This is a genomic window from Citrobacter sp. MGH110 (genome assembly GCF_001037515.1).
In the GTDB taxonomy this organism is placed as follows: Bacteria; Pseudomonadota; Gammaproteobacteria; order Enterobacterales; family Enterobacteriaceae; genus Citrobacter; species Citrobacter portucalensis.
Map to the genome: position 1 here is coordinate 2,737,641 of NZ_KQ089830.1, position 22,954 is coordinate 2,760,594.

General features: G+C 51.5%; 19 protein-coding genes, 2 tRNA genes, 1 rRNA gene, 1 pseudogene and 1 other annotated feature (1 of these 24 running past the window's edge). Of the genes and pseudogenes, 6 read left to right on the forward strand and 17 right to left on the reverse strand.

The features are described from left to right. The 8 genes from SK38_RS12995 to SK38_RS13030 all read right to left on the reverse strand — a co-directional run bounded on the left by SK38_RS12995 (nt 1) and on the right by SK38_RS13030 (nt 8,383). Nucleotides 1-1,668, reverse strand: coding sequence for an O-antigen ligase family protein (locus tag SK38_RS12995; RefSeq protein WP_048236085.1), 1,668 nt, complete (start codon nt 1,666-1,668; stop codon nt 1-3). A gap of 1 nt (nt 1,669) precedes the next feature. Beyond that, nucleotides 1,670-2,212: a fimbrial protein gene (locus SK38_RS13000; protein WP_048236086.1), complete on the reverse strand. Its 543-nt coding sequence runs from the start codon at nt 2,210-2,212 to the stop codon at nt 1,670-1,672. A gap of 9 nt (nt 2,213-2,221) precedes the next feature. After that, entirely contained in the window at nt 2,222-3,286 is a 1,065-nt protein-coding gene (locus SK38_RS13005; protein WP_048236087.1) for a fimbrial protein, read from the reverse strand. After that, nucleotides 3,283-3,888 carry a fimbrial protein gene (locus SK38_RS13010; protein ID WP_048236088.1) on the reverse strand — a complete coding sequence of 202 codons (606 nt, stop codon included), beginning with the start codon at nt 3,886-3,888 and terminating at the stop codon, nt 3,283-3,285. The genes SK38_RS13005 and SK38_RS13010 overlap by 4 nt, the downstream gene beginning before the upstream one ends. A 12-nt stretch (nt 3,889-3,900) precedes the next feature. Further along, complete coding sequence (locus tag SK38_RS13015) at nt 3,901-4,677, reverse strand: fimbrial biogenesis chaperone (RefSeq protein WP_156183257.1); 777 nt, start codon at nt 4,675-4,677, stop codon at nt 3,901-3,903. Nucleotides 4,678-4,703: 26 nt separating this feature from the next. Beyond that, nucleotides 4,704-7,175, reverse strand: coding sequence for a fimbria/pilus outer membrane usher protein (locus SK38_RS13020; RefSeq protein WP_048236090.1), 2,472 nt, complete (start codon nt 7,173-7,175; stop codon nt 4,704-4,706). 41 nt (nt 7,176-7,216) lie between these two features. Next, complete coding sequence (locus SK38_RS13025) at nt 7,217-7,765, reverse strand: fimbrial protein (protein WP_020996612.1); 549 nt, start codon at nt 7,763-7,765, stop codon at nt 7,217-7,219. Nucleotides 7,766-7,834: 69 nt separating this feature from the next. Next, nucleotides 7,835-8,383, reverse strand: a complete 549-nt coding sequence (locus SK38_RS13030; RefSeq protein WP_048236091.1) for a fimbrial protein — start codon at nt 8,381-8,383, stop codon at nt 7,835-7,837. A 750-nt stretch (nt 8,384-9,133) separates the two neighbouring features. Between SK38_RS13030 and SK38_RS13035 the strand changes: the two genes are divergently transcribed. Both SK38_RS13035 and SK38_RS13040 read left to right on the forward strand, forming a co-directional pair. Next, nucleotides 9,134-9,817 (forward strand): winged helix-turn-helix domain-containing protein, encoded by a 684-nt coding sequence (locus tag SK38_RS13035; protein ID WP_008783775.1) that lies wholly within the window; start codon nt 9,134-9,136, stop codon nt 9,815-9,817. A gap of 1 nt (nt 9,818) precedes the next feature. After that, nucleotides 9,819-10,337, forward strand: a complete 519-nt coding sequence (locus SK38_RS13040; RefSeq protein ID WP_003830806.1) for a hypothetical protein — start codon at nt 9,819-9,821, stop codon at nt 10,335-10,337. 156 nt (nt 10,338-10,493) lie between these two features. On the opposite strand, the gene SK38_RS13045 is transcribed toward SK38_RS13040, so the two are convergent. Together SK38_RS13045 and dnaQ are read right to left on the reverse strand one after the other, a co-directional pair. After that, a tRNA-Asp gene (locus SK38_RS13045) sits at nt 10,494-10,570 on the reverse strand. Nucleotides 10,571-10,703: 133 nt separating this feature from the next. Beyond that, nucleotides 10,704-11,432 (reverse strand): DNA polymerase III subunit epsilon, encoded by a 729-nt coding sequence (gene dnaQ, locus SK38_RS13050; protein WP_095533177.1) that lies wholly within the window; start codon nt 11,430-11,432, stop codon nt 10,704-10,706. On the opposite strand from dnaQ, the pseudogene rnhA reads away from it, so the two are divergent. After that, nucleotides 11,386-11,964, forward strand: a pseudogene (rnhA, locus tag SK38_RS13055) (ribonuclease HI). The gene dnaQ and the pseudogene rnhA overlap by 47 nt on opposite strands. On the opposite strand, the gene SK38_RS13060 reads toward rnhA, so the two are convergent. After that, complete coding sequence (locus SK38_RS13060) at nt 11,961-12,683, reverse strand: class I SAM-dependent methyltransferase (protein WP_048236092.1); 723 nt, start codon at nt 12,681-12,683, stop codon at nt 11,961-11,963. The pseudogene rnhA and the gene SK38_RS13060 sit on opposite strands and share 4 nt — an antisense overlap. Before the next feature lie 33 nt (nt 12,684-12,716). Here SK38_RS13060 and gloB point away from each other — a divergent pair, with 33 nt between their 5' ends. Both gloB and mltD read left to right on the forward strand, forming a co-directional pair. Continuing rightward, a complete protein-coding gene (gene gloB, locus SK38_RS13065) occupies nt 12,717-13,472 on the forward strand; it encodes a hydroxyacylglutathione hydrolase (protein WP_008783773.1) in 756 nt (251 codons plus the stop codon). A gap of 71 nt (nt 13,473-13,543) precedes the next feature. Beyond that, nucleotides 13,544-14,902 carry a murein transglycosylase D gene (mltD, locus tag SK38_RS13070; protein ID WP_048236093.1) on the forward strand — a complete coding sequence of 453 codons (1,359 nt, stop codon included), beginning with the start codon at nt 13,544-13,546 and terminating at the stop codon, nt 14,900-14,902. 49 nt (nt 14,903-14,951) lie between these two features. Here mltD and SK38_RS13075 read toward each other — a convergent pair whose 3' ends face one another. From SK38_RS13075 to SK38_RS13085, 3 genes are all read right to left on the reverse strand, one after another. Continuing rightward, on the reverse strand, nt 14,952-15,722 hold the full coding sequence (locus SK38_RS13075; RefSeq protein ID WP_032942414.1) for a class I SAM-dependent methyltransferase: 771 nt from the start codon (nt 15,720-15,722) through the stop codon (nt 14,952-14,954). A 76-nt stretch (nt 15,723-15,798) separates the two neighbouring features. Then, nucleotides 15,799-16,599, reverse strand: coding sequence for an endonuclease/exonuclease/phosphatase family protein (locus SK38_RS13080; protein ID WP_008783770.1), 801 nt, complete (start codon nt 16,597-16,599; stop codon nt 15,799-15,801). Between the two features lie 131 nt (nt 16,600-16,730). Continuing rightward, nucleotides 16,731-17,906: an MFS transporter gene (locus SK38_RS13085; RefSeq protein WP_003830796.1), complete on the reverse strand. Its 1,176-nt coding sequence runs from the start codon at nt 17,904-17,906 to the stop codon at nt 16,731-16,733. Nucleotides 17,907-18,010: 104 nt separating this feature from the next. On the opposite strand from SK38_RS13085, the gene yafC reads away from it, so the two are divergent. Continuing rightward, nucleotides 18,011-18,925: a DNA-binding transcriptional regulator YafC gene (gene yafC, locus SK38_RS13090; protein ID WP_048236094.1), complete on the forward strand. Its 915-nt coding sequence runs from the start codon at nt 18,011-18,013 to the stop codon at nt 18,923-18,925. A 21-nt stretch (nt 18,926-18,946) separates the two neighbouring features. Here the strand turns inward: yafC and dkgB are convergent, their stop codons facing one another. The 3 genes from dkgB to rrf all read right to left on the reverse strand — a co-directional run bounded on the left by dkgB (nt 18,947) and on the right by rrf (nt 20,298). Continuing rightward, nucleotides 18,947-19,750, reverse strand: coding sequence for a 2,5-didehydrogluconate reductase DkgB (gene dkgB, locus SK38_RS13095; protein WP_048236095.1), 804 nt, complete (start codon nt 19,748-19,750; stop codon nt 18,947-18,949). A 164-nt stretch (nt 19,751-19,914) separates the two neighbouring features. Further along, nucleotides 19,915-19,991 (reverse strand) — tRNA-Asp (locus tag SK38_RS13100). A gap of 191 nt (nt 19,992-20,182) precedes the next feature. Continuing rightward, nucleotides 20,183-20,298: ribosomal RNA gene (rrf, locus tag SK38_RS13105) — 5S ribosomal RNA — on the reverse strand. Between the two features lie 97 nt (nt 20,299-20,395). Then, nucleotides 20,396-22,954: a sequence feature (mutual gap in cmsearch alignment for this rRNA model is longer than 100), on the reverse strand (it continues 1,318 nt past the right edge of the window).

Consider the following 22,954-nt stretch of genomic DNA (forward strand, 5'->3'; position numbering starts at 1 on the left):
TCATTCCATTATTTTATTAAAAGGACGTCGTGCATCCTGCAGCCACGGGATACGGCGATCGTTTGGGTATATCAGGCAAAAGCGCGTCGCCAGACGATGCGCCTCGACCAGGTCGCGCTGTTGCAACGCCAGTAAGATTTGCGTGAAGGAGACATTAGGGTCTGGGTGAACGCGCACATAATCAGGTGCCCAGCGGCGAACCGCTTCCAGCCAACGTGCGTCCCGGGTACGCTGATACCGTTGTAGATATCCCATCTGGACATCAAACCGATAGCGACTTGTAAGAAGCCAGCCTCCTACAGGGAGCGGTTCGGCAAGATGCCACTGCGTTGACTGCCTCTCCGCCAGCGTCAATTGCTGTTGCGTGTGCAGCGTGAGAAGCAGCAATGGCGCGACGGTCAGTAACGAGATAAACCCTGCCGCGCGAATCAGCGACGTCGACGTAAGCGCCAGGCGTATTCCCGTTCGCGCGCTGTCTGCACATCGAAGCAACAGGATCAACAGCAGCCAGTGTGGCGTTGACTGCCTAACGGGGTATTCCGTCAACATATGAATAACCACCGGCAGTGCCGCCACCAGGCAGGCGCGACGCCAGCAATTACCGTGCAGCCAGAGCCATAAACCATCCGCTATAAAACAGAGCGCCCCTGCCAGCCCAACCAGACCGCCCTCCACCAACCACAGCACCAGTTCGTTGTGCGGATGCGAAATGCTGCCCAGCCCCAATGGCCCCGCGCGTTCGAGAAACACGGCAGCAAAACTGCCCACGCCCCACCCCATCCACGGACGTTCGGCAAATAATGCCAGCGACGTTTTCAACACCGTCCAGCGCACTTGAGAAGTCGTCAGATGATCGACCGTGACCACAGACAAAAAATGGCGGGCCGTGGCCCCTATCGCTACGCCTAACGCCAGCGGCAGGAGAAGTAGCAGCAGCGTGCGCCGTTGCGCCGGGAAAACCGCCAGCAGCAGCACTTCACCGATTACCAGAGACAGGTAGCCGGTTTGCGACTGAGATTCATGCAGCACAAATCCCATCATTACCAGGCCTATCCCAATGGCAATTCGATACCCGCGGTGCAGACGTAAAAAGAGCGGCGCTGACAGCAGCACACCGCATGCCGTGAAGCTGGCTATCAGGTTGACCTGCTGAAATATCCCGTAGGGTCGCGTACCGCGCCGCCAGGCAAACTCCCAGTATTCAACGCCCGGCAAATGCCAGTACTGATAGACAAACGCCAGACATTCAATGACGCACGCTCCCCATAGTAGAGCCAACAGTGCCGTTAGGGTGTTTGCCGTGAGCGGAATTTGTAATGTGACCAGATAGACGCTCACACCGCCCAGTAACGCCCCCGCCACCAGCAGTGCCTCGGCCTGCCAGACATCAGGCGTTAGCAGGCAAAGCAACGTCAGGATGAACGCCCCGACTGTAAAACACGCAGCGGGCACAGTGATGCGCCAGCGTTGACGAGGCACCAGCATCAATACGCTTGCAGCCAGTACAACAGCGTAGATCCAGCTCGTAATATTAAGCGGCAACGACAGGCCGCTGCCGCCGTTGTTCGGCCAGTAGAGATGCATGGCCCCACACCAGAAAAACAGACTAATACCGAGCAATAATTTCTGCGCAGGCAGCGGCGCAATGCGATTCAGTACGTTCATCATGCTACTGGTAGTTCAACGTCCAGGTCCCGCTGGAGCTGAACGGACCGTATTCGAGAGACTGATTTTTTATCGCCGATGGCTCCGCTGCGACCCACGCCAAGAAATTCAGCGTCATCGAACCTTCTGTTATCTCTTTGACTGACGTGCTCTCATCAAGGCGGATTGCCGTGCCGTCCTCTTCGCTCATCCCAATCCCGATCCCTGACGCACCGCCTTGTTCACTGCTATCCAGCGCCAGATGATCGGTCAGCTCCGCATCCTCACGACCGCTGAAGGTAACCGAGATCCCACGGAAAACCTCCGGGTTGCAGTCGCGTAACTGGATGCTGAATTTTTCCGGCTTACTGCGCCCCGAGAGATAGAGATCCTGTGTCGCGATTTGCTTGAAATCGACCTCGATTTTGTCGCCTCCCGGTGCAAGGCTGCAGGCCAGGGCTCTGATTGTGCCGTGAAAATACATATCGCCGCCGACCAGTTTGGTGTCGGCCTGCGCCATGCCACCTAGCAGTAACATACTGGTCGCGAATAACGCCGAGAATCTCATGACATCCCCCTACTGAAACTGCGCGACAACGGTGGCAGAGGCTTCAAATTCACCTTCTTTCACACTTCCCACGCCCGGCTTTGCCACCGGTGCGGCGGTGAGATTCCAGTCGCCCTGATTCTGGTAAAACCCCTTCACGTTGTAGAATTGATTGGGCACGACGGTGCCACCACTCTCGTCTTTAAGCATAATGCCGAGATCGTCGCGCTTTTGTCCGCCGCTCAGCGTGCCAAGGAGATTACCGTTAAACCCCGCCGTGCCTGACGCCGTGGTCGTTTGTATACCAAGATTAATGTTCAGCGCACCCTGATCGAAGCTCCCGCCTTCACAGACAACATGTATAGGGACTGACTTGCTGTAGTTAGTGCCGTTGAGCCGGGCAGCGGATCCAGGCAGATCGCCAAACTCAATGCTGATTTTGTCTCCCCGGTTGAAGGTGCATTTGTCCGGGACGGTAATCAGCCCGGATTTAATCACCACGCGAGAAATCGCCGTGGTTGGCGTAGGTCCCGCGCTTCCCATACGCCCGGCCACCTCCACCAGCGACTGGGAAGTGATATTGATGCCATTGATAATGGGTTTAGTGACAATAAACGTCACTTTCCCTTTTGAACCACTTTCAACGTTAGTCGCTCGCGTGTAGCCCTTACGCTTTTTACAGCTGTTGTTGCTGTTGCGGTTTGAAACGTTGGTAAAAGGCGCCTGCACATATTTTTTATAGCCCCCGGCAACCCACACCTGAACTTCCACATCCAGATACTCGTTTAGCCGAAAACGGTTCGCCCCCTGATTTGAAGGCGGCATCGTGGTTGTGGTGGTGTAGTAAATTGGTGCTCGGGAGATGTCAGCCTGTTCGCAATAGAAATTCACCACATACCAGCCACCCAGATTCCATGGGAACGGCTCCGTTCTGCCACCTACGTGGTTTTTGCTGACATCCAGCGAACTCAGTTCAATATCGTACTGATGCGGCGACCCACCTTCCGGCTCACCTTCTCCCTGCGTAAATGCCTGCCCGGCTATCGGACAGCCTGCCAGCACCACCCACAACAGCATGTTACGTAATACGCTCATAGATACTCCAGCTTGAGTCTGACCAGACCGTTAAATTCTCCGGCGGTCACCTCTCGCCCAAAAGATTCCAGCGCGGCAAGAAAATGAATGGCGTTATCGCCCGGTTTGAGGATCCACATGCGTTGCGGTTGGTTCAGGTGGATTAACTGATTACGTTCAGTCAGTAGCCGGATGCCCGCGCCGCGAACATCGCCACGAATGCGACCCAAATCGCTGTTTTCCGGTGCGCCTTCAGCCATTAGCGTCATCGAAACACCACGCTCCACCGTGCTGTGCGCAAGCTCAGGCATCTCACTGGTCTGCCCAGGGAAATCCCTTAAGGTATGACCGGAGCCCTTTAAACAGCCATTCAGATACAGCGTGACCAATACCGGATCGCTGCGATCGCCGCCCTGGCGAAATCGGTTGGCGGAAATATCACCAAGATCGATAGTCTGATCGCGGGAGGCCATATCCAGCACGCACGGCGAAACGAACACCCGACCATGAAAGCGGACGTTGCCATACTCGCCGGACACATTGCTCATATCCTGGCGACCGCTTGTGGCCTGAACCGAACAGGCCATGCCCGCCATCAGCAGAGCGCAAAGCATCTTTTTCATTTACGAATCCTGTTACCGGGGCTGTTGCTCCATCGGCAATGCTTTACACACATTGCCTGTGCAGCTGAATTTCAATTCGGGATGACCGCCAAAATCGTTCACGTACATCATGCTGAACTGGCTAACGCTGCCGTCGGTCACGCTGAAATCGAGAGAGGACTTTGGTGAAACCATAATCCCAGGGAAGTCAGTCAGCCTGTCGCCGCCCTGCGCTTCAGGCTTGCGGCTTAAGCCGATTAAGGTAACGAAGTACGGCGTTGGGTTATCCACACTCCAGCGCTGCCCCTGCTTATGAAAGACCAGTTGGTTTTGCCACACGGCGCCCGGTGTTTCCGGCACGATGACGGTCGGACGGTAGAACAGTTTGATGCGCGACTGCATCGCCAGTTGCAGCACGTTCGGCTTATCCGGCTTGGGCGGAATTTCACGCACGTTCAGGTAGAACAGACTTTCGCGATCCTGCGGCAAAGCGTTAATACCGCTGGTTTTTGTCACACGCGCAATGCCCTTTTGCCCGCCGTTAATCCGTTGTAGCGGCGGTAAAACCATCAACGGCGAGGTAATTTTTGTTCCATTGGCGTCTTCCACCCACGACTGAGCCAGAAACGGAATGCTCGGACTGGTGTTGGTTAAGTTCGCACTGACAGATCGCGCATCACCGGTGATAATCAGACGGGTACGGTCAAGTGCAATGCCCGCCCATGAGGCGTTGATCTCTGCAATAAAAAGCAGACCGCAGACCACGGGTTTGAGCCAACGCTGCACGGAGTAAAATGCTTGATTTTTCATGACAAAATTCATTCAGGTTATTGATATTATTCACAAGGCAACAGCACGTTACCTTCCGGGTTGATTTGTTGCGGCACCTGTAAGTGACACTGCGCGCGACCGCCCCAGGCAACAGAAAGACGCTCGGCTGGATTCACACCCGCAATCCAGGCCATGCCGTTTTCCATCACCATGGCGACGCTGACACCGTTGGCGTTAAACACTTCGGCACCAAACGGCGGTACCGAACCATCTTTCAGGCGCAGCAGCGCCATCATTTTTTGCCCCTGCGCCACGGCGAAGCGCTGATAACCAATCGCGCCTTCCGTCAGGGTGTTGGTGACGATGGCTTTGGTCGCGGAAATGTCCTCGTCCATTGCGTCCACATCGATACGGGTATCAAAGCTGTGATAGCTGACGACGTCCGGTACGACGGCAATACCGAAGCGGTTTGAGTGCGCCTGTTCGCCGTTCAGCGGTACATTCGCCACACCGTCGGTATCAACCATCACCCTGGCGGTATTCATCGACGCCTGGCTGTTGTGTAGTGCCGCACCATGACGCGTTGCGGTAAAGCCGCCGCGCATCGTGCCGCCAACGGAGAAATAACGTGATTGCTGCCAGCTGACGTTAGATTCCAGTTCCGCCATCATGCTGCGATGCTTGTAGTAGCCATCAAACGCGGTGTGCCCTTCACCGGAAACCCCTGCGCGCAGTCGCCATGGATTGTTACGGTCGCGGTTATCGGAATACGAAACCATCTGACTGGTCTGGCTGCCGCTGTTTTGCACTTCATAATCCATTGAGCGGCCATCGCTCCATGGCACCGAAATGGACAGCGAAAGGCTGTCGTCCCGTTTGCCCTGATACTCAGAGCGGTAAGCGGCAAGGTTGGCGCTGATCCCCTGAATGCCTGCGAACGAAAAGCTGTGCCCCATCGACATCCCGTAACGATCCTGAGAGCCACGATCCCAGTAATTCTGGTGGGTATAGGTCAGGTACAGCGTGGTCGCTAATTGCGGGTCGTCAGCAAAAAAGGTCTTGTTACCGGTGATGGTGTACATCTCTTTTTCGTTGCCGGCGCTGTTGTTATTTTCATACTGCTCGTCGAGGAACTGCGAGAAGGTGCGGAAGTTACGCTGTGAAAAACGGTAACCGGCAAAGGTGATGGCGCTGTTGTATTCATCAAAGGTTTTGGCATAACTGAGCTTAAAGGACATCCCTTTTTGTTCAGCCTGATGCTTCACCCGGCTCACGGATTGCGTCGCATCAGCCGACAGCGCGCCCAGCCAGCTCAAATCCCGCCCAATCCCCATCGACCAGGCGTTATAGCGATCGCCAGTGAGCAACGCGCCACCGTACAGTGACCACGCATTGCTGACCCCCCATGAAAAATCACCGCTATAAAATGCAGGTCCCTGGACGTCGTGGTTATAACGCGATGGCTTACCGACAGCGGCGTTGTAACGAACATAGCCCGGGCGCGTCAGGTAAGGGATATCTGCCGTATTGACCTGAAAGGTTTGTACGCTGCCATCCTGCTCTTCGACGCGAACATCCAGCGTGCCGCGTACCGAGCCGTGTAGATCCTGAATATTAAATGGCCCCGCAGGAACGGTGGTTTGATAGATAACACGCCCCTGCTGACTGACGGTGACCTTCGCATTACTGCGGGCGATGCCGTGCACTTCGGGCGCGTAGCCCTGCAAATTCGGTGGTAGCATGCGCTCGTCGCTGGCGAGGTTAGCCCCGGTAAATCGGACTGAATCAAACACCTGGGAATTCAGATATATTTCACCGACCGTCAGTTTTGCAGCCTGCATCGGTAACGGGCGATAGGCATAGATCTGATCCCAGTCGATACGCCCACGATTTTCATCCGAAGCATAATTGGCCTGATACTGGCCACGAAAGCGCCACGCGCCGAGGTTAAAGCCCGTCTGTCCGTAACCAGACAGTGAGCGGTAATGATCGCCACCTTGTTCGTAATGTGTGGCCTGGCCCGAAACGCTGTAGTCGAAAATCAGTCCCGCGACGCCGTTATCCCAGCGCTCCGGCGGCGTCCAGTCTGGATCGGTATATTTCATCCATGCCTGAGGCACGGTAATGTCCAGTACGCCTGCGCTATTATTCAGCACCACACCCGGCAGGCGGGAAATGTCATAGCAGGTCGCGCTAATCGGATGAATATAGGTCAGCGCCTTTTCTTTGAGCGCCAGTAATTCGAGCTGTTGCGGCGTCAGGCACGCCATGGATTTATGCGAGTTGGCAGGATCAACGATATAACGGATCGACTGCTGAGGAATCTCCTGGCTGTTAATACGAACATCCAGCAGATATTCTCCGGGAGTCACAAAGTTGCCTTCGGAAAAACGCTGTAAATCGACATTTTGTCTGTCACTGGCATCCAGGACGTCAGTATTAAATTCAATAGACTCATCCGCTTCAGCCCATGAAGAGGCACAGACCAGAGCAATTAAAAGCGCCAGACGTTTTTTATCTGTTTTCAGCGTGATCATTTTCGTTCGCAAACCTTCAGATACCCGAATTGCTGTGCAGCTCAGAGATAATTCACAACAAAATGCGTGACTGCAGTAAATTCACCAGACGTCATTCTTCCGTCGCGGGAGATCAAATAAGCCGTAAAATTGAGCGTGTTTTTCCCTGGGTTAAGCGCATAATCCGGTGATGGCTCACCCAAATGAATTTGCTTGCCTTTGCCGTCATATATTTCTATCGCTAAATTTTCAGTTTCCGATTGCACGCTCAGATAATCAGGATTGTCACTATCCGGTGCGCCGGAAAAGGTAATATTGGCGCGTTGGAACAGATTCCCGGGGTGTTGAGAATCCCCTAATGAACATCCCAGCAAATGAATGCTGAAATCATGCGCAGATACTTTTTCAGGTTTTCCGGAAATATCTCTGGCTGAGAGGTCATCAAATTCAACCAGCAGCGACCGGTCGCGTGGATCGACATAACAGGCAGCCTCAATAATATTTCCCCGCATGCGCATTTTGCCGGGCGTACTGACAAGACGATGGGTGTCAGCCAAAACCCATGCAGGCGATATGAAGATAAAAAGCAGTAAAATACGCCATCCAGGCATCACCGCATTTCCTTTCAGTTATTCGCAGGAAGGGTTAAGCAGGCGCATAATTGCGCCCGCAGCAGATCGTTACTGATAATCGATCTGGAAATTAACGGTAGATTCGAAGTCACCCGGGGTTACGGCTGCGGATGCGTTGTTGGCCTGCAGGTAAGCAACGAAATCAATGTCGGTTTCGCCATCGGTAATGTTGACCTGAGATGCGGCTTCGCCCCATTTCACGTCCTGGTTACCACTGTCAATCATACCGATGCCCGCGCCCTTTGCTGTACCCGAGGTAAATGCAGCCAGCGCATTGTTGTCGGTATCAATCGTTGCCGGGGTGTAGGTTACTGTGGCGGTTTTCGCAACAGTTGTATCGCAGCCCTGCAGAACGATTTTGGCATGCTTAACACCAGCACGTTGGTTGTCTTTTAACTGAGAAGTTGGGATCTCACCAAAATTAACCTGCACCGGGCTGGATTCTGGGGCCAGACCGCATGCGGAATTAACCAGAGAACCAGTGAAGTGAATTTTACCGTTAGTCGGTTCAACATTTTTTGCAGCGAAAGCAGAAGATGCAGTAAAAGACATTCCCGCCATCAGCGCACAAGCCACAGCCACGTTTTTCATTTTCATATTACTACTTAACCTTATATCTGTTTTTTGGTTATTCCGACGATCTATTTCCACAGACAATTTATGCAAGGGAAACCCTGATCTGCAGGTGGCGGAAGCGCATTTCCTTGCAAACAATCCATCTCAAGCCACCCTGTATTTTGAACTTCATTGGTATTCCATCCGAAATACCGCCCACAGTTGTTTACGCTGTTTCGGGGCTTATATTAAGTCGACGAAAAAATGACACAATGCAAAAATCCGGTATTAATCAAACTCAGGGAATCGTGTTGTAACACTGTCTGTAGAGCGATCGTTTACCTAAAAAATAGCCAAAAAACACGCCAACACCAGTGTTAATGTCTATTATTTATAATTTTTATAGAGTTTTTATCTATCAACTATTTTTTTATTTAGCCAGAAGAACAGGCAAAATGTATTTATGAATTTTTTGTAAAAATGAAATTGGGCATCAAAAGCGAGTAATGACAATAAGATAGTGAAAGAGAGGAAGGAGATTGGAGGATTCTATTAGATATATTAAGAGATTGTTATATAAATATTAATAAAGCGATCTATGGCACAATCATTTTTTATAAATGAATTATGTTATGCTATTGCTTTCCCCACTCGAATGCGAGATATCCTGCTTTAAAGGAGACATCAGTGATTTCTCATATACCAATAAACAAAATTAAATCCGTAATTATTGGTGAAGGCTTAGTTTTCAGACCACATAAAAATACCCTAAAAGACCTGGCATCTGGTGAAATGGCCACATTGAATAATGTGGCAACACAATTACTGCTCTATCTGTTGCAAAATGGTAAAGAGATATCCTCGCGCGATGAAATTCTGCGGAATGTTTTCCAGCATAATGGCGCCAGAGCGACGGATGCTAATCTCAATCAGCACATTTCATTTCTGCGCAAAGCAATAACGTCTACGGGCCATCCTGCAGAACTGATCGTCACCATTCCGCGAATAGGATTTCGGATGAGCGACGCCAGTATCAATATTCAGCAACTGGAGGAATCGCAAGCGCCCACCAGAATAGTCAATGTTGCATTGACGCCCAGGAAAAAGAAACGAAACCTGTGGCCTGTCACGATAACAACGTTAATTACCGGCATCGCCGTGCTGGCGACAGCGTGGTTAACATGGATACCCAATGAAATCGCGATGACGGACGCGGCGATCCTGCGGACTATCGACTACGAGCAATGCCGTGTGCATATATTAGGAAACGCCCTCACCGACACCATAACCGAAAAAAAAGCGCTGGATATTTTCAAGTCCGTGGGTATTAACCCCAACTGTTCGTACCCAAAAGATCTGTATCTCAATACCTGGGCGAGCAACCATAATCTGGTTGAGTGGTCGTTTGCCGCTGAATGCGGGCTAAACCTCGGCTATTACCATTGCATCAGCCAGTATCGCCATCATGAGGAATGATATGAAGCAGGAAAGCGATCACTCTCCTTTACTATGGTCAGTCGTGATTGCCATTTTTGGGCTAGCGGCTATCGCTTTTTTTATTATCGCCGGGAATGCGAAAAAACAAGAAATCAGTTTTTCCTGCTCCTCGGAATTCACGTCGATACTCGACATCCAGAATACAAAAAAGGAACTCCACGGAATAATGCTGATAACCAGCTACAACTCCGGACACCTTTCATTGTCAGTCCAGGGGAAACTCAAAAGTGACGACGGCGAGTTCGCTGTTAACCGAAAACTGTTCTTTCGCTATGCCCGTCCACTCGGCCATACCGCAGGCGTTTTTATGCTCACTCCCGATGGTCGGGAAAAATCCCCCGATGATGACGCAACGGACGCTGTCGACTATCTCTTCTTCGACGCTTACGAACGTGCCGACAAGCTGTATATGCTAAAGCACCTGAATGAGGAAACGGTTCTTATTGGCGATAACTTCTCACCCCGCTTCGCCTGCGTGATGAACCACTTCGCGAGTTAATCGCCTTCTGGATATGCGTCGGGTTAAGGATGACCTGATGTGTTGCCCACCCGAAAGCTCGGGCGCGGTCGATAAAGTATGGTAATGAGATTATTATTTTTGGCGGGCTAAAACGACGAAAGCCTGAATCATTTCTGATTCAGGCTTTCTGAATAGTGGCGGAATGGACGGGACTCGAACCCGCGACCCCCTGCGTGACAGGCAGGTATTCTAACCAACTGAACTACCACTCCGCGTTGTGTTCCGCTTGGGAACGAAGCGAATATTACGGATTGCCTCGCGCCTCGTCAACGCTTTTTCTCACGTTTTTAATCGTTTGCTGCAAAAATCACCCGAATGGCCATTTTCATACGGTAAACGTACAAACTATGCCCGCCAGAGGCAACTTCCGCCTTTCTTCTGCACCAGGTCAAGGCGTGACTCATGGGCCGCTAACTCTTCATCAGTGGCGAAAACAACGCGTAGTTTGCTGGACTGTCGCACAATACGCTGGATCCCCGTGTCATTCTGCTGCTGGCTATCGCCTTCCATTGAGAACGCCATCGTGGTCTGCCCGCCGGTCATCATCAGATAAACGTCGGCCAGAATCTGGGCATCGAGCAATGCGCCGTGCAGGGTTCGTTTACTGTTGTCTATCTCATAGCGCGAGCATAACGCATCAAGGCTGTTTCGCTTGCCAGGAAACATTTTCCTCGCCAGCGCCAGGCTATCGGTTATTTTGCAAAATTCATTCGTCTTCGGAATATCACGCTTGAGCTTCGCGAATTCGTAATCCATAAAGCCGATATCGAACGATGCGTTATGAATGACCAGCTCCGCGCCGCGAATGTAGTCGAGAAACTCGTCGGCTACATCGGCAAACGTAGGTTTATCGAGCAGGAATTCGTCTGCGATTCCGTGTACGCCGAACGCTTCCGGGTCCACCAGCCGATCCGGCTTCAGGTAAACGTGGAAGTTATTGCCGGTCAGGCGGCGGTTCACCACTTCAACCGCACCGATCTCAATGATCTTGTGGCCTTCATAGTGGGCGCCAATCTGGTTCATACCGGTGGTTTCGGTATCGAGGACGATCTGTCGTGTAATTCCAGTGCTCATAACGGTCATTTATGTCAGACTTATCGTTTGATTTCGATTTGCTAAAACAGGAAGTCTACCAGAGATGCTTAAACAGGTAGAAATTTTCACCGATGGTTCTTGCCTGGGAAATCCAGGGCCTGGTGGTTATGGGGCGATTTTACGCTATCGCGGGCGCGAAAAAACCTTTAGCGAGGGCTACAACCTCACCACTAATAATCGCATGGAGCTGATGGCGGCAATCGTTGCGCTGGAAGCCCTGAAAGAACAGTGTGAAGTGATACTCAGCACGGACAGCCAGTATGTGCGCCAGGGCATTACGCAGTGGATCCACAACTGGAAGAAGCGCGGCTGGAAAACAGCAGATAAAAAACCGGTGAAGAACGTCGATCTGTGGAAACGTCTCGATGCCGCGCTGGGGCCGCATCAAATCAAATGGGAATGGGTTAAAGGCCATGCGGGCCATCCGGAAAACGAACGCTGCGATGAGCTTGCACGCACCGCGGCCATGAGCCCGACTCAGGATGATATTGGGTATCAGACTGAGGCTTAAGCGTCCGGTTTACGGTATTGCCGGGTCGCGCCAACGGCATGACGGATAGGCGTTTTGCTTTTATTTTGTTTCATCGGGTTGAGCGTAAGCGGAATGGTTCGCTTGCGCGCAACCACCAGCTGTAAACAGCCCAGCGCGGGGATATGGGCGCTTAACATTTTCCCGCCCTTCTTGTTCCAGGGCAGAACATGAAAACGACTATAGTGCAGCACTTCAAAATTCAGTAATGATAGCCAGTCCAGTTGACGCATGAGGGTAAACATCCGACTGTTATAGGGCGATGTCTTGCGCAATACGGGCACCAGTTTACGCAATCCCATCAAGCTTACCGGGTTAAAGCCGCTCAGAATCAACCAGCCGTCATCAATCAACACGCGATCGGCTTCACGCAGTAGGCGATGCGGATCAGAGCACCACGGTAACGTATGGGCCAATAAACAGACATCCACGGACTTATCGGCAAAGGGAAGATGCAAAGGATCGGCCGCCACCTGCATGGGAGATCCCTGCAAAGAAACATTTACCTGATGAGAAACCGCGCACGCTTCAGAATCGATTTCTGCGCTTAAATTACCAACCTTAAGCAGATGAAAACCGTACATTTTTGCAAACCACGGGTTAAGCTGATACTCCAGCGCCTCACGATAGTGTTCGCCCCAGGGCAAATCATCCCAGCTAACGGGCGCTACGACAGTTTGAGGGATCCTTGCCGGTTTCATCACAACCTTCCGTTACGCATTGAGAGGTAATATATGAATCTTAACAGTATTCCTGCATTTCAGGACAATTACATCTGGGTCCTGTCAAATAATGACCAGCATTGTCTGATTGTGGACCCGGGTGAAGCGGCTCCTGTTTTGAAAGCCATTGCAGAGCATAACTGGGTGCCGGAAGCCATTCTGCTAACCCACCATCATCAGGATCACGTGGGTGGAGTGAAAGAACTCCTGCAACATTTCCCACAAATAGTGGTATACGGACCGGCTGAAACGCAAGATAAGGGAACGACACACGTAGTCGAAGATGGCGATATTGCACTCGTTTTGGGGCATGAATTTAGGGTAATTGCTACTCCGGGTCACACTTTAGGACATATCTGTTACTTTAGCCATCCTTACTTATTTTGTGGTGACACGCTCTTTTCTGGCGGTTGCGGTCGACTTTTCGAAGGTACAGCAACTCAAATGTATCAATCACTTAAAAAAATAAACGAACTTCCTGACGATACATTAATTTGTTGCGCACATGAGTACACATTAGCAAACATGAAGTTTGCCTTAAGCATTCTCCCGCACGATTCGTTCATAAATGAATATTATCGTAAAGTTAATGAGTTACGCGTAAAAAAACAAATGACACTACCCGTAATTCTGAAAAATGAGCGGCGAAATAATCTTTTTTTGAGAACGGAAGATATTGATTTAATTAATGAAATCAACAAAGAAACAATATTGCAACAACCTGAAGAGCGTTTTGCCTGGTTAAGGTCAAAGAAAGATACGTTCTGACAATTCCGGGTTGCCTTTTGAAAACTTCGCCGTTATGATCGGTCGTCTTTTAAGCAACTATTGACACACACATGAAGGCAAAAGCGATATTACTCGCCTCTGTCCTGCTTGTTGGGTGCCAGAATACTGGTAACGTCCAACAACACGCACAGAGCCTTTCTGCAGCTGGTCAAGGGGAAGCAGGAAAGTTTACAAGTCAGGCGCGATGGATGGACGACGGAACATCTATCGCTGCTGATCAAGATTTGTGGGCTTTCATTGGTGACGAGCTAAAGATGGGAATTCCGGAAAACAGCCGGATTCGCGAACAGAAACAGAAGTATTTACGCAATAAGAGCTATCTCCACGATGTAACTTTACGGGCAGAGCCGTATATGTACTGGATAGCCGGGCAGGTTAAGAAACGTAACATGCCTATGGAACTGGTACTACTACCCATAGTGGAGAGCGCTTTTGATCCTCACGCAACGTCTGGCGCCAATGCCGCAGGTATTTGGCAGATCATTCCGAGCACGGGGCGCAATTATGGTTTAAAACAGACCCGCAGTTATGATGCACGTCGCGACGTTGTGGCTTCCACCACCGCCGCGCTGGACATGATGCAGCGTCTGAACAAGATGTTTGATGGCGACTGGCTGCTGACCGTTGCTGCTTATAATAGCGGTGAAGGTCGTGTCATGAAGGCAATCAAAACGAACAAAGCACGTGGTAAACCCACTGACTTCTGGTCGTTGCCATTGCCTCAGGAAACGAAGCTATACGTGCCTAAAATGCTGGCATTGAGCGATATACTCAAAAACAGCAAACGCTATGGCGTACGTCTGCCAACAACAGACGAAAGCCGCGCGTTGGCACGTGTTCGCCTGAGTAGCCCGGTTGAGATGGCTCAGGTTGCTGATATGGCGGGTATTTCCGTCAGCAAGCTGAAGACCTTCAATGCAGGCGTGAAAGGCTCCACGTTGGGTGCCAGCGGCCCGCAATATGTGATGGTGCCAAAGAAGCACGCAGAGAAGCTGCGTGAGTCTCTGGCTTCAGGCGAAATTGCAGCCGTGCAGTCAACGCTGGTCGCGGATAACACGCCGCTGAACAGTCGTAGCTACAAAGTTCGCTCTGGCGATACGCTTTCTGGCGTCGCGTCACGCCTTGGCGTGAGCACCAATGACCTTAAGCAGTGGAATAATCTGCGCGGGTCATCCCTGAAAGTGGGTCAAAACCTGACGGTGGGTGCGGGTACCAGCGCACAGCGTCTGGCGAACAACAGCGATAGCATCACCTATCGTGTGCGTAAAGGCGACTCGCTGTCGAGCATTGCCAAACGTCACGGGGTTAACATCAAAGATGTCATGCGCTGGAACAACGATACGGACAATCTACAGCCAGGCGATCAGCTCACGTTGTTTGTGAAAAACAACGGTATGCCGGACTCCTGATAGCATTGTAGAAATGAAGGCACTGGATTCCCCCCAGTGCCTTTTTTATTTATCCCGCTTTATGTGCCTCAACCATTATCGTGTCGCTGGTAAACGAGCCATCTTCCTGTAACGCAAAGTAGGCTTTCACGTCTGCAGAAGCACTTTGTTGGTATGCACGAATCGCGTCGCTCAACGCCGCGGGCGTGCGCATCCTCGCGACCCACGAACTGAACTCCAGTGGCAGGCGATCGGTTAACAAAGTATCGGCAATCAAATTGGCATCGTTGATTAACGACAGCCACTCTCCACTGGAATAGTTACGAACGTGCGAGGTATCGCGTAACGCCTCCACGGTTTGCAACCAGATATCACGTACAGGGTGGCCTGGCGACATCACATCCATCACAATCAATACACCACCGGGCTTCAGAACGCGGTTCACTTCCCGCAGCGCGCGTCCGACATCATGCCAGTGATGCGCAGAATAGCGGCTAATCACCACGTCAAATTCGCTATCTTCAAATGGCAGACTTTCGGCATAACCCTGGCGTGTGGCGACATTCTCCAGGCCCCTGTCATTTGCCGCCTCAGCGACCACCTCAAGCATCTGCGACGATAAATCATAAGCCACAACCTGCTTTACGTGTTGCGCGGCTACAAAGCTGGCATGCCCCGCTCCACATCCCATATCCAACACACGGGCCTGCGGAAATGCCGACAACCTTTCCCCCAGACGCAGCAAGTCACGGCCAGAGGCGTGCACCGCACTGGTTAAATAGGCATTAGCCTGAGAGCCAAACTGTTTTTCGACGTTGTCATGGTGAGAGCGTGTTGTCATTGTGTTGTCCTTCGGTTGTTGTGAAATAGGAAGGGCAACCATCACAGGCCTGCCCTACGGCAGACCTGACACACCGTTATTGTTCAGGTTTGCCGGGACTGAATTCAACGAGTAGCGGGTTGTGATCGGATGCACGGGTGACCAGCACAGAGGCTTCACTCACGTTCAGACCACGATAGAACACAAAATCGAGAGGGCGACCAAACGCGCGCCGGCGCTGATCGTCAGTAAAACGTACCTGGCGCAGCGACATTTCTCGCGCAAAGCGGTACAGCGCATTCATCCGTCGACGGCTCCAGGCATTGAAATCGCCGGCCATAATAACCGGACCGCTGTGATGAGCAATCTGATCGCCAATGGGAAGTAACTGCTTACTATAAACATCGACGCCGAGGCTAAAGTTAACCGCGTGGATATTCACCACCATTAATAATCGAGAGTCAGGCAGCGGATACACCGTTACCAGAGCCGATTTCGCCAGCCGTAAAATAGGCTCACGCTCGCGCAATGGACAACAGTAAACAGGATGAGCAGCAGAGAGCGTCATGACGCCAGAGGGATGCTGAGGCAGCACAAAGGCAGGAACCTGATCGGCCGCAAGGTAGTTAGCGGTCGCAAACTGCACCAGTTCAGGCGTGGTTTGCGCTTCCTGTAATAATACCAGATGCGCATCTTTGCCAAAATTCTTCAGCACCGACTGCCATTCTGCGCGCTGCTGTTTAAAAATATTCCATACCAGCACGCGAATGCGGTCTTCACTGCTTAACGGAACGCCTGCGGGTAATGCCTGGCCAATATGCGCAAACGACCCCGGCGGTAAAATCCGCTCGGCGGGTTGTCCGGCAACATAACGCATGGCATAGGTGTTTTTTCGCACTTTAGACTTTCAAACCTCTGTAACGTCAACCAGTCCGCAGCCGGACTGGTTCTTCTGTTATAGGGATTTTAGCACTCACTTTCAACGAACAATTGCAGTTTGTTTTGTAAGTGGGCGCTTACATCAATGATTTACCCCAGAGCAACACGCACGGGTTTATCAAGACGACCGCTGACACCCATAAGCAGGAAAGCTACCAGAACAATGAGGGCGCCAATCCACGGCGTCTGCGCTAAACCATAATGCTCGACCGTTTGCCCGCCAATCACTGACCCCAGCGCAATCCCAATGTTAAACGCCGCAATGTTTAGCCCTGACGCCACATCTACAGCATTAGGCGTAAATTGCTCCGCTTTCTGTACCACATAGACCTGCAATCCCGGTACGTTACCAAAGGCAAAGATCCCCATCACCAGAATGGTAGCCAGCGCGGCGTACTGCGTAGAAGCCGTCAGTTGGAAGACCATCAGCAGAACAAACAGCGCGGCGAAAATGAATTTCAGCGCAGGAACCGCACCATGTTTATCCGCCAGCTTACCGCCCCAGATATTACCGATAGCCACTGAAACACCGTAACCCAATAAGATCCAGCTTACTGCTGCCGGGGAGAACCCCGCCAGATCCTGCATCATCGGTGCAAGGAAGGTGAATGCCGTGAATACACCGCCGTAGCCCAGTGCCGTAACGGCGTAAATCAGCAACAGACGGGGATGAGTCAGCACCTTCACCTGGTCGCGAATGCTGGCGGCAGCACGACCGGGAATGTTGGCAGGGATCAGTAACTGGCTACTGATCAGTGCAATCACGCCTAACATTGATACCGCGAGGAAAGTCTCACGCCAGCCAAAGTGCTGACCGATAAATGTTCCCAGCGGCACGCCGGTGACCAGCGCCACCGTTAAGCCACCAAACATAATGGCGATGGCGGAAGCCGCTTTCTCTTTTGGCACCAGACTTGTCGCGATGGTAGAACCAATCGAGAAGAATACGCCGTGTGCCAGTCCAGTCAGCAGACGAGCAACAATGAGTGTCATATACCCGGGTGCCTGCCATGCCAGCAAATTCCCCGCCGTAAACAGAACCATCAGCGCAACCAGTAACTGTTTACGTGGCAGGCGTCCGGTCAGAGCGGTCAGTACCGGCGCGCCAATTGCCACACCCAGCGCATAGATTGAAACCAGCATCCCGGCTGAAGGTAACGAGATCGCCAGCTGTTGAGCGATGGTCGGCACCAGACCAACAATCACAAACTCGGTAGTGCCTATAGCGAAGGCACTTATTGTTAGTGCAAATAAAGCAAGAGGCATAAATAACTCCGTAACATCAGTAATCAGATGACACGCAGTATGCCTGGATGTTTTAATGACAAAAATATTCAAAATCTCAATATAATTTTGCGTCAGGTGCAAAAATGAAAGCAACCTCCGAAGAACTTGCAATTTTTGTGGCGGTAGTGGAAAGCGGCAGCTTTAGCCGGGCGGCAGAACAGCTTGGACAAGCCAATTCTGCGGTCAGCCGGGCAGTAAAAAAGCTGGAGATGAAACTGGGCGTCAGTTTGCTTAATCGCACGACCCGACAGCTAAGCCTGACCGAAGAAGGAGAGCGCTACTTCAGGCGGGTGCAGCAGATACTGCAAGAGATGGCTGCAGCAGAAACTGAAATCATGGAGTCGCGTAATACTCCGCGCGGCCTGCTGCGCATCGACGCAGCAACACCGGTAATGTTGCATTTCCTGATGCCGCTAATCAAGCCGTTCCGGGAGCAGTATCCCGAGATGACGTTGTCTCTCGTCTCCTCAGAAACGTTCATCAATCTTATTGAACGAAAAGTGGATGTTGCTATACGAGCGGGTACACTGACTGACTCGAGTCTACGTGCGCGTCCGCTATTTACCAGCTATCGTAAGATTATTGCCTCACCGGACTACATTGCCCGTTTTGGCAAGCCAGAGAGCGTCGAGGAGTTAAACCAGCATCTGTGTCTGGGGTTTTCCGAACCAGTTTCACTCAATACGTGGCCGATTGCCTGTAGCGACGGACAGCTGCATGAGGTCGAGTGCGGAATTTCTTCCAACAGTGGAGAAACGCTAAAACAGCTTTGCCTGAATGGCAACGGCATCGCATGTCTTTCAGATTATATGATAGATAAAGAGATCGCGCGGGGTGAACTGGTGGAGTTATTGGCAGATAAACGTCTGCCGGTAGAGATGCCTTTTAGCGCAGTTTATTACAGCGATCGTGCCGTCAGTACGCGCATCCGGGCATTTATCGACTTTTTAAGTGAATATATAAGAACAGCTCTCGAAGGAGCTGTGAAAGAGGGTTAATGGGTACAGAGGGTCAGGCAATTAATCCCAATCAGGGGCCAGGCCTTCCGGGCTGACCAGACGATCGTTGCAGTCCAGTGCCGCGATCGCTTTTTTATCTTCGGCATCCAGATGCAGTTCCAGCGCCAGCAGGTTGCTTGCCAGGTTTTCACGTTTGGTAGAAGAAGGAATTACGGAGTAACCTTCCCCCATTGCCCATGCCAGAATAACCTGCGCCGGGGTCGCGTTATGTTTAGCGGCAATGTGCGCAATCACTTCATCTTTCAGCGCTTTACCATAAGCCAGCGTCATGTAAGAGGTGATGTGGATGCCGTGTGCTTTCGCCCAGTCAACCACCTTACGGCTCTGCAGATACGGAGACAGCTCAATCTGATTGGTCGCAATGTTCTCTGCACCTACTGCGGTAATGGCTTTTTCCATCAGCGGAATGGTGAAGTTTGAGATACCAATTTCGCGAGTCAGCCCCTGCTGTTTTGCTTCGAGCAGCGCCTGCATGAATTCCTCAACAGATACCGCATCACCTGGAGATGGCCAGTGGATCAGCGTCAGATCGACATAATCTGTACGCAGCTTCTTCAGGCTTTCTTTCAGACTTGGGATCAGTTTTTCTTTGCTGAGATTTTCAATCCAAATCTTGGTGGTGATATACAGCTCGTTACGCGGTACGCCGCTTTCGGCAATCGCCTGACCAACAGCCGCTTCATTATCATAGATTTGCGCAGTGTCGACAGCACGGTAGCCTAGCTCAAGCGCCGTTTTAACAGAAGCGATAACCACGTCGTCTTTCAGGCGGAAAGTACCTAAACCGAATGCAGGGATAGTCATAGAATTCCTCTTTATAATCACTATGTTCGTTAACTGAGAGGATTATGAGCTTTAGCTCTTTATAGAAAAAGAGTGAAAAATGCAGAGGATATTTGCGGATTCAGCAATAATTAAATTGCAGACAAAGAAAAAGCCCTGAGCGTTAGCTCAGGGCTCTTAATAAGTGGCGGAACGGACGGGACTCGAACCCGCGACCCCCTGCGTGACAGGCAGGTATTCTAACCAACTGAACTACCGCTCCACCGAATTTCTTTGTCACTACCCGGATTTTCATCCCGGTTTACTGCAATTTGATGCCTGGCAGTTTATGAATCACTTTGTGATTCACCCTTCGGGCCGTTGCTGCGCAACGTTCAAAAGCTTTCGCTTTTGTCCTACTCTCTATCGAGTAGTGAACTGCCTCGAAAGTCAGTGCCATACTTCTAATTTGATGCCTGGCAGTTCCCTACTCTCGCATGGGGAGACCCCACACTACCATCGGCGCTACGGCGTTTCACTTCTGAGTTCGGCATGGGGTCAGGTGGGACCACCGCGCTACAGCCGCCAGGCAAATTCTGTTTATCAACACACCTCCTGGGCATGTCGACATAATCTGTAATCAAGCTGAATTTCGATGTCTCTTCGCCAAAACATCTTCGGCGTTGTAAGGTTAAGCCTCACGGTTCATTAGTATCGGTTAGCTCAATGTATCGCTACACTTACACACCCGACCTATCAACGTCGTCGTCTTCAACGTTCCTTCAGGACCCTTAAAGGGTCAGGGAGAACTCATCTCGGGGCAAGTTTCGTGCTTAGATGCTTTCAGCACTTATCTCTTCCGCATTTAGCTACCGGGCAATGCCATTGGCATGACAACCCGAACACCAGTGATGCGTCCACTCCGGTCCTCTCGTACTAGGAGCAGCCCCCCTCAATTCTCCAGCGCCCACGGCAGATAGGGACCGAACTGTCTCACGACGTTCTAAACCCAGCTCGCGTACCACTTTAAATGGCGAACAGCCATACCCTTGGGACCTACTTCAGCCCCAGGATGTGATGAGCCGACATCGAGGTGCCAAACACCGCCGTCGATATGAACTCTTGGGCGGTATCAGCCTGTTATCCCCGGAGTACCTTTTATCCGTTGAGCGATGGCCCTTCCATTCAGAACCACCGGATCACTAAGACCTGCTTTCGCACCTGCTCGAGCCGTCACTCTCGCAGTCAAGCTAGCTTATGCCTTTGCACTAACCTCCTGATGTCCGACCAGGATTAGCTAACCTTCGTGCTCCTCCGTTACTCTTTAGGAGGAGACCGCCCCAGTCAAACTACCCACCAGACACTGTCCGCAACCCGGATAACGGGTCTACGTTAGAACACCAGCCATTAAAGGGTGGTATTTCAAGGATGGCTCCATGCAGACTGGCGTCCACACTTCAAAGCCTCCCACCTATCCTACACATCAAGGACCAGTGTTCAGTGTCAAGCTATAGTAAAGGTTCACGGGGTCTTTCCGTCTTGCCGCGGGTACACTGCATCTTCACAGCGAGTTCAATTTCACTGAGTCTCGGGTGGAGACAGCCTGGCCATCATTACGCCATTCGTGCAGGTCGGAACTTACCCGACAAGGAATTTCGCTACCTTAGGACCGTTATAGTTACGGCCGCCGTTTACCGGGGCTTCGATCAAGAGCTTCTCCTTACGGATAACCCCATCAATTAACCTTCCGGCACCGGGCAGGCGTCACACCGTATACGTCCACTTTCGTGTTTGCACAGTGCTGTGTTTTTAATAAACAGTTGCAGCCAGCTGGTATCTTCGACTGATTTCAGCTCCATGAGTAAATCACTTCACCTACATATCAGCGTGCCTTCTCCCGAAGTTACGGCACCATTTTGCCTAGTTCCTTCACCCGAGTTCTCTCAAGCGCCTTGGTATTCTCTACCTGACCACCTGTGTCGGTTTGGGGTACGATTTCGTGTTACCTGATGCTTAGAGGCTTTTCCTGGAAGCAGGGCATTTGTTACTTCAGCACCGTAGTGCCTCGTCATCACACCTCAGCGTTAAAAGGTACCGGATTTACCTGGAACCTCCGCCTACATGCTTAAACCGGGACAACCGTCGCCCGGCTAACATAGCCTTCTCCGTCCCCCCTTCGCAGTAACACCAAGTACAGGAATATTAACCTGTTTCCCATCGACTACGCCTTTCGGCCTCGCCTTAGGGGTCGACTCACCCTGCCCCGATTAACGTTGGACAGGAACCCTTGGTCTTCCGGCGTGCGGGGTTTTCACCCGCATTATCGTTACTTATGTCAGCATTCGCACTTCTGATACCTCCAGCATGCCTCACGACACACCTTCAACGGCTTACAGAACGCTCCCCTACCCAACAACACATAGTGTCGCTGCCGCAGCTTCGGTGCATGGTTTAGCCCCGTTACATCTTCCGCGCAGGCCGACTCGACCAGTGAGCTATTACGCTTTCTTTAAATGATGGCTGCTTCTAAGCCAACATCCTGGCTGTCTGTGCCTTCCCACATCGTTTCCCACTTAACCATGACTTTGGGACCTTAGCTGGCGGTCTGGGTTGTTTCCCTCTTCACGACGGACGTTAGCACCCGCCGTGTGTCTCCCGTGATAACATTCTTCGGTATTCGCAGTTTGCATCGGGTTGGTAAGTCGGGATGACCCCCTAGCCGAAACAGTGCTCTACCCCCGAAGATGAATTCACGAGGCGCTACCTAAATAGCTTTCGGGGAGAACCAGCTATCTCCCGGTTTGATTGGCCTTTCACCCCCAGCCACAAGTCATCCGCTAATTTTTCAACATTAGTCGGTTCGGTCCTCCAGTTAGTGTTACCCAACCTTCAACCTGCCCATGGCTAGATCACCGGGTTTCGGGTCTATACCCTGCAACTTAACGCCCAGTTAAGACTCGGTTTCCCTTCGGCTCCCCTATTCGGTTAACCTTGCTACAGAATATAAGTCGCTGACCCATTATACAAAAGGTACGCAGTCACACCCCAAAGGGTGCTCCCACTGCTTGTACGTACACGGTTTCAGGTTCTTTTTCACTCCCCTCGCCGGGGTTCTTTTCGCCTTTCCCTCACGGTACTGGTTCACTATCGGTCAGTCAGGAGTATTTAGCCTTGGAGGATGGTCCCCCCATATTCAGACAGGATACCACGTGTCCCGCCCTACTCTTCGAGTTCACAACATATGCA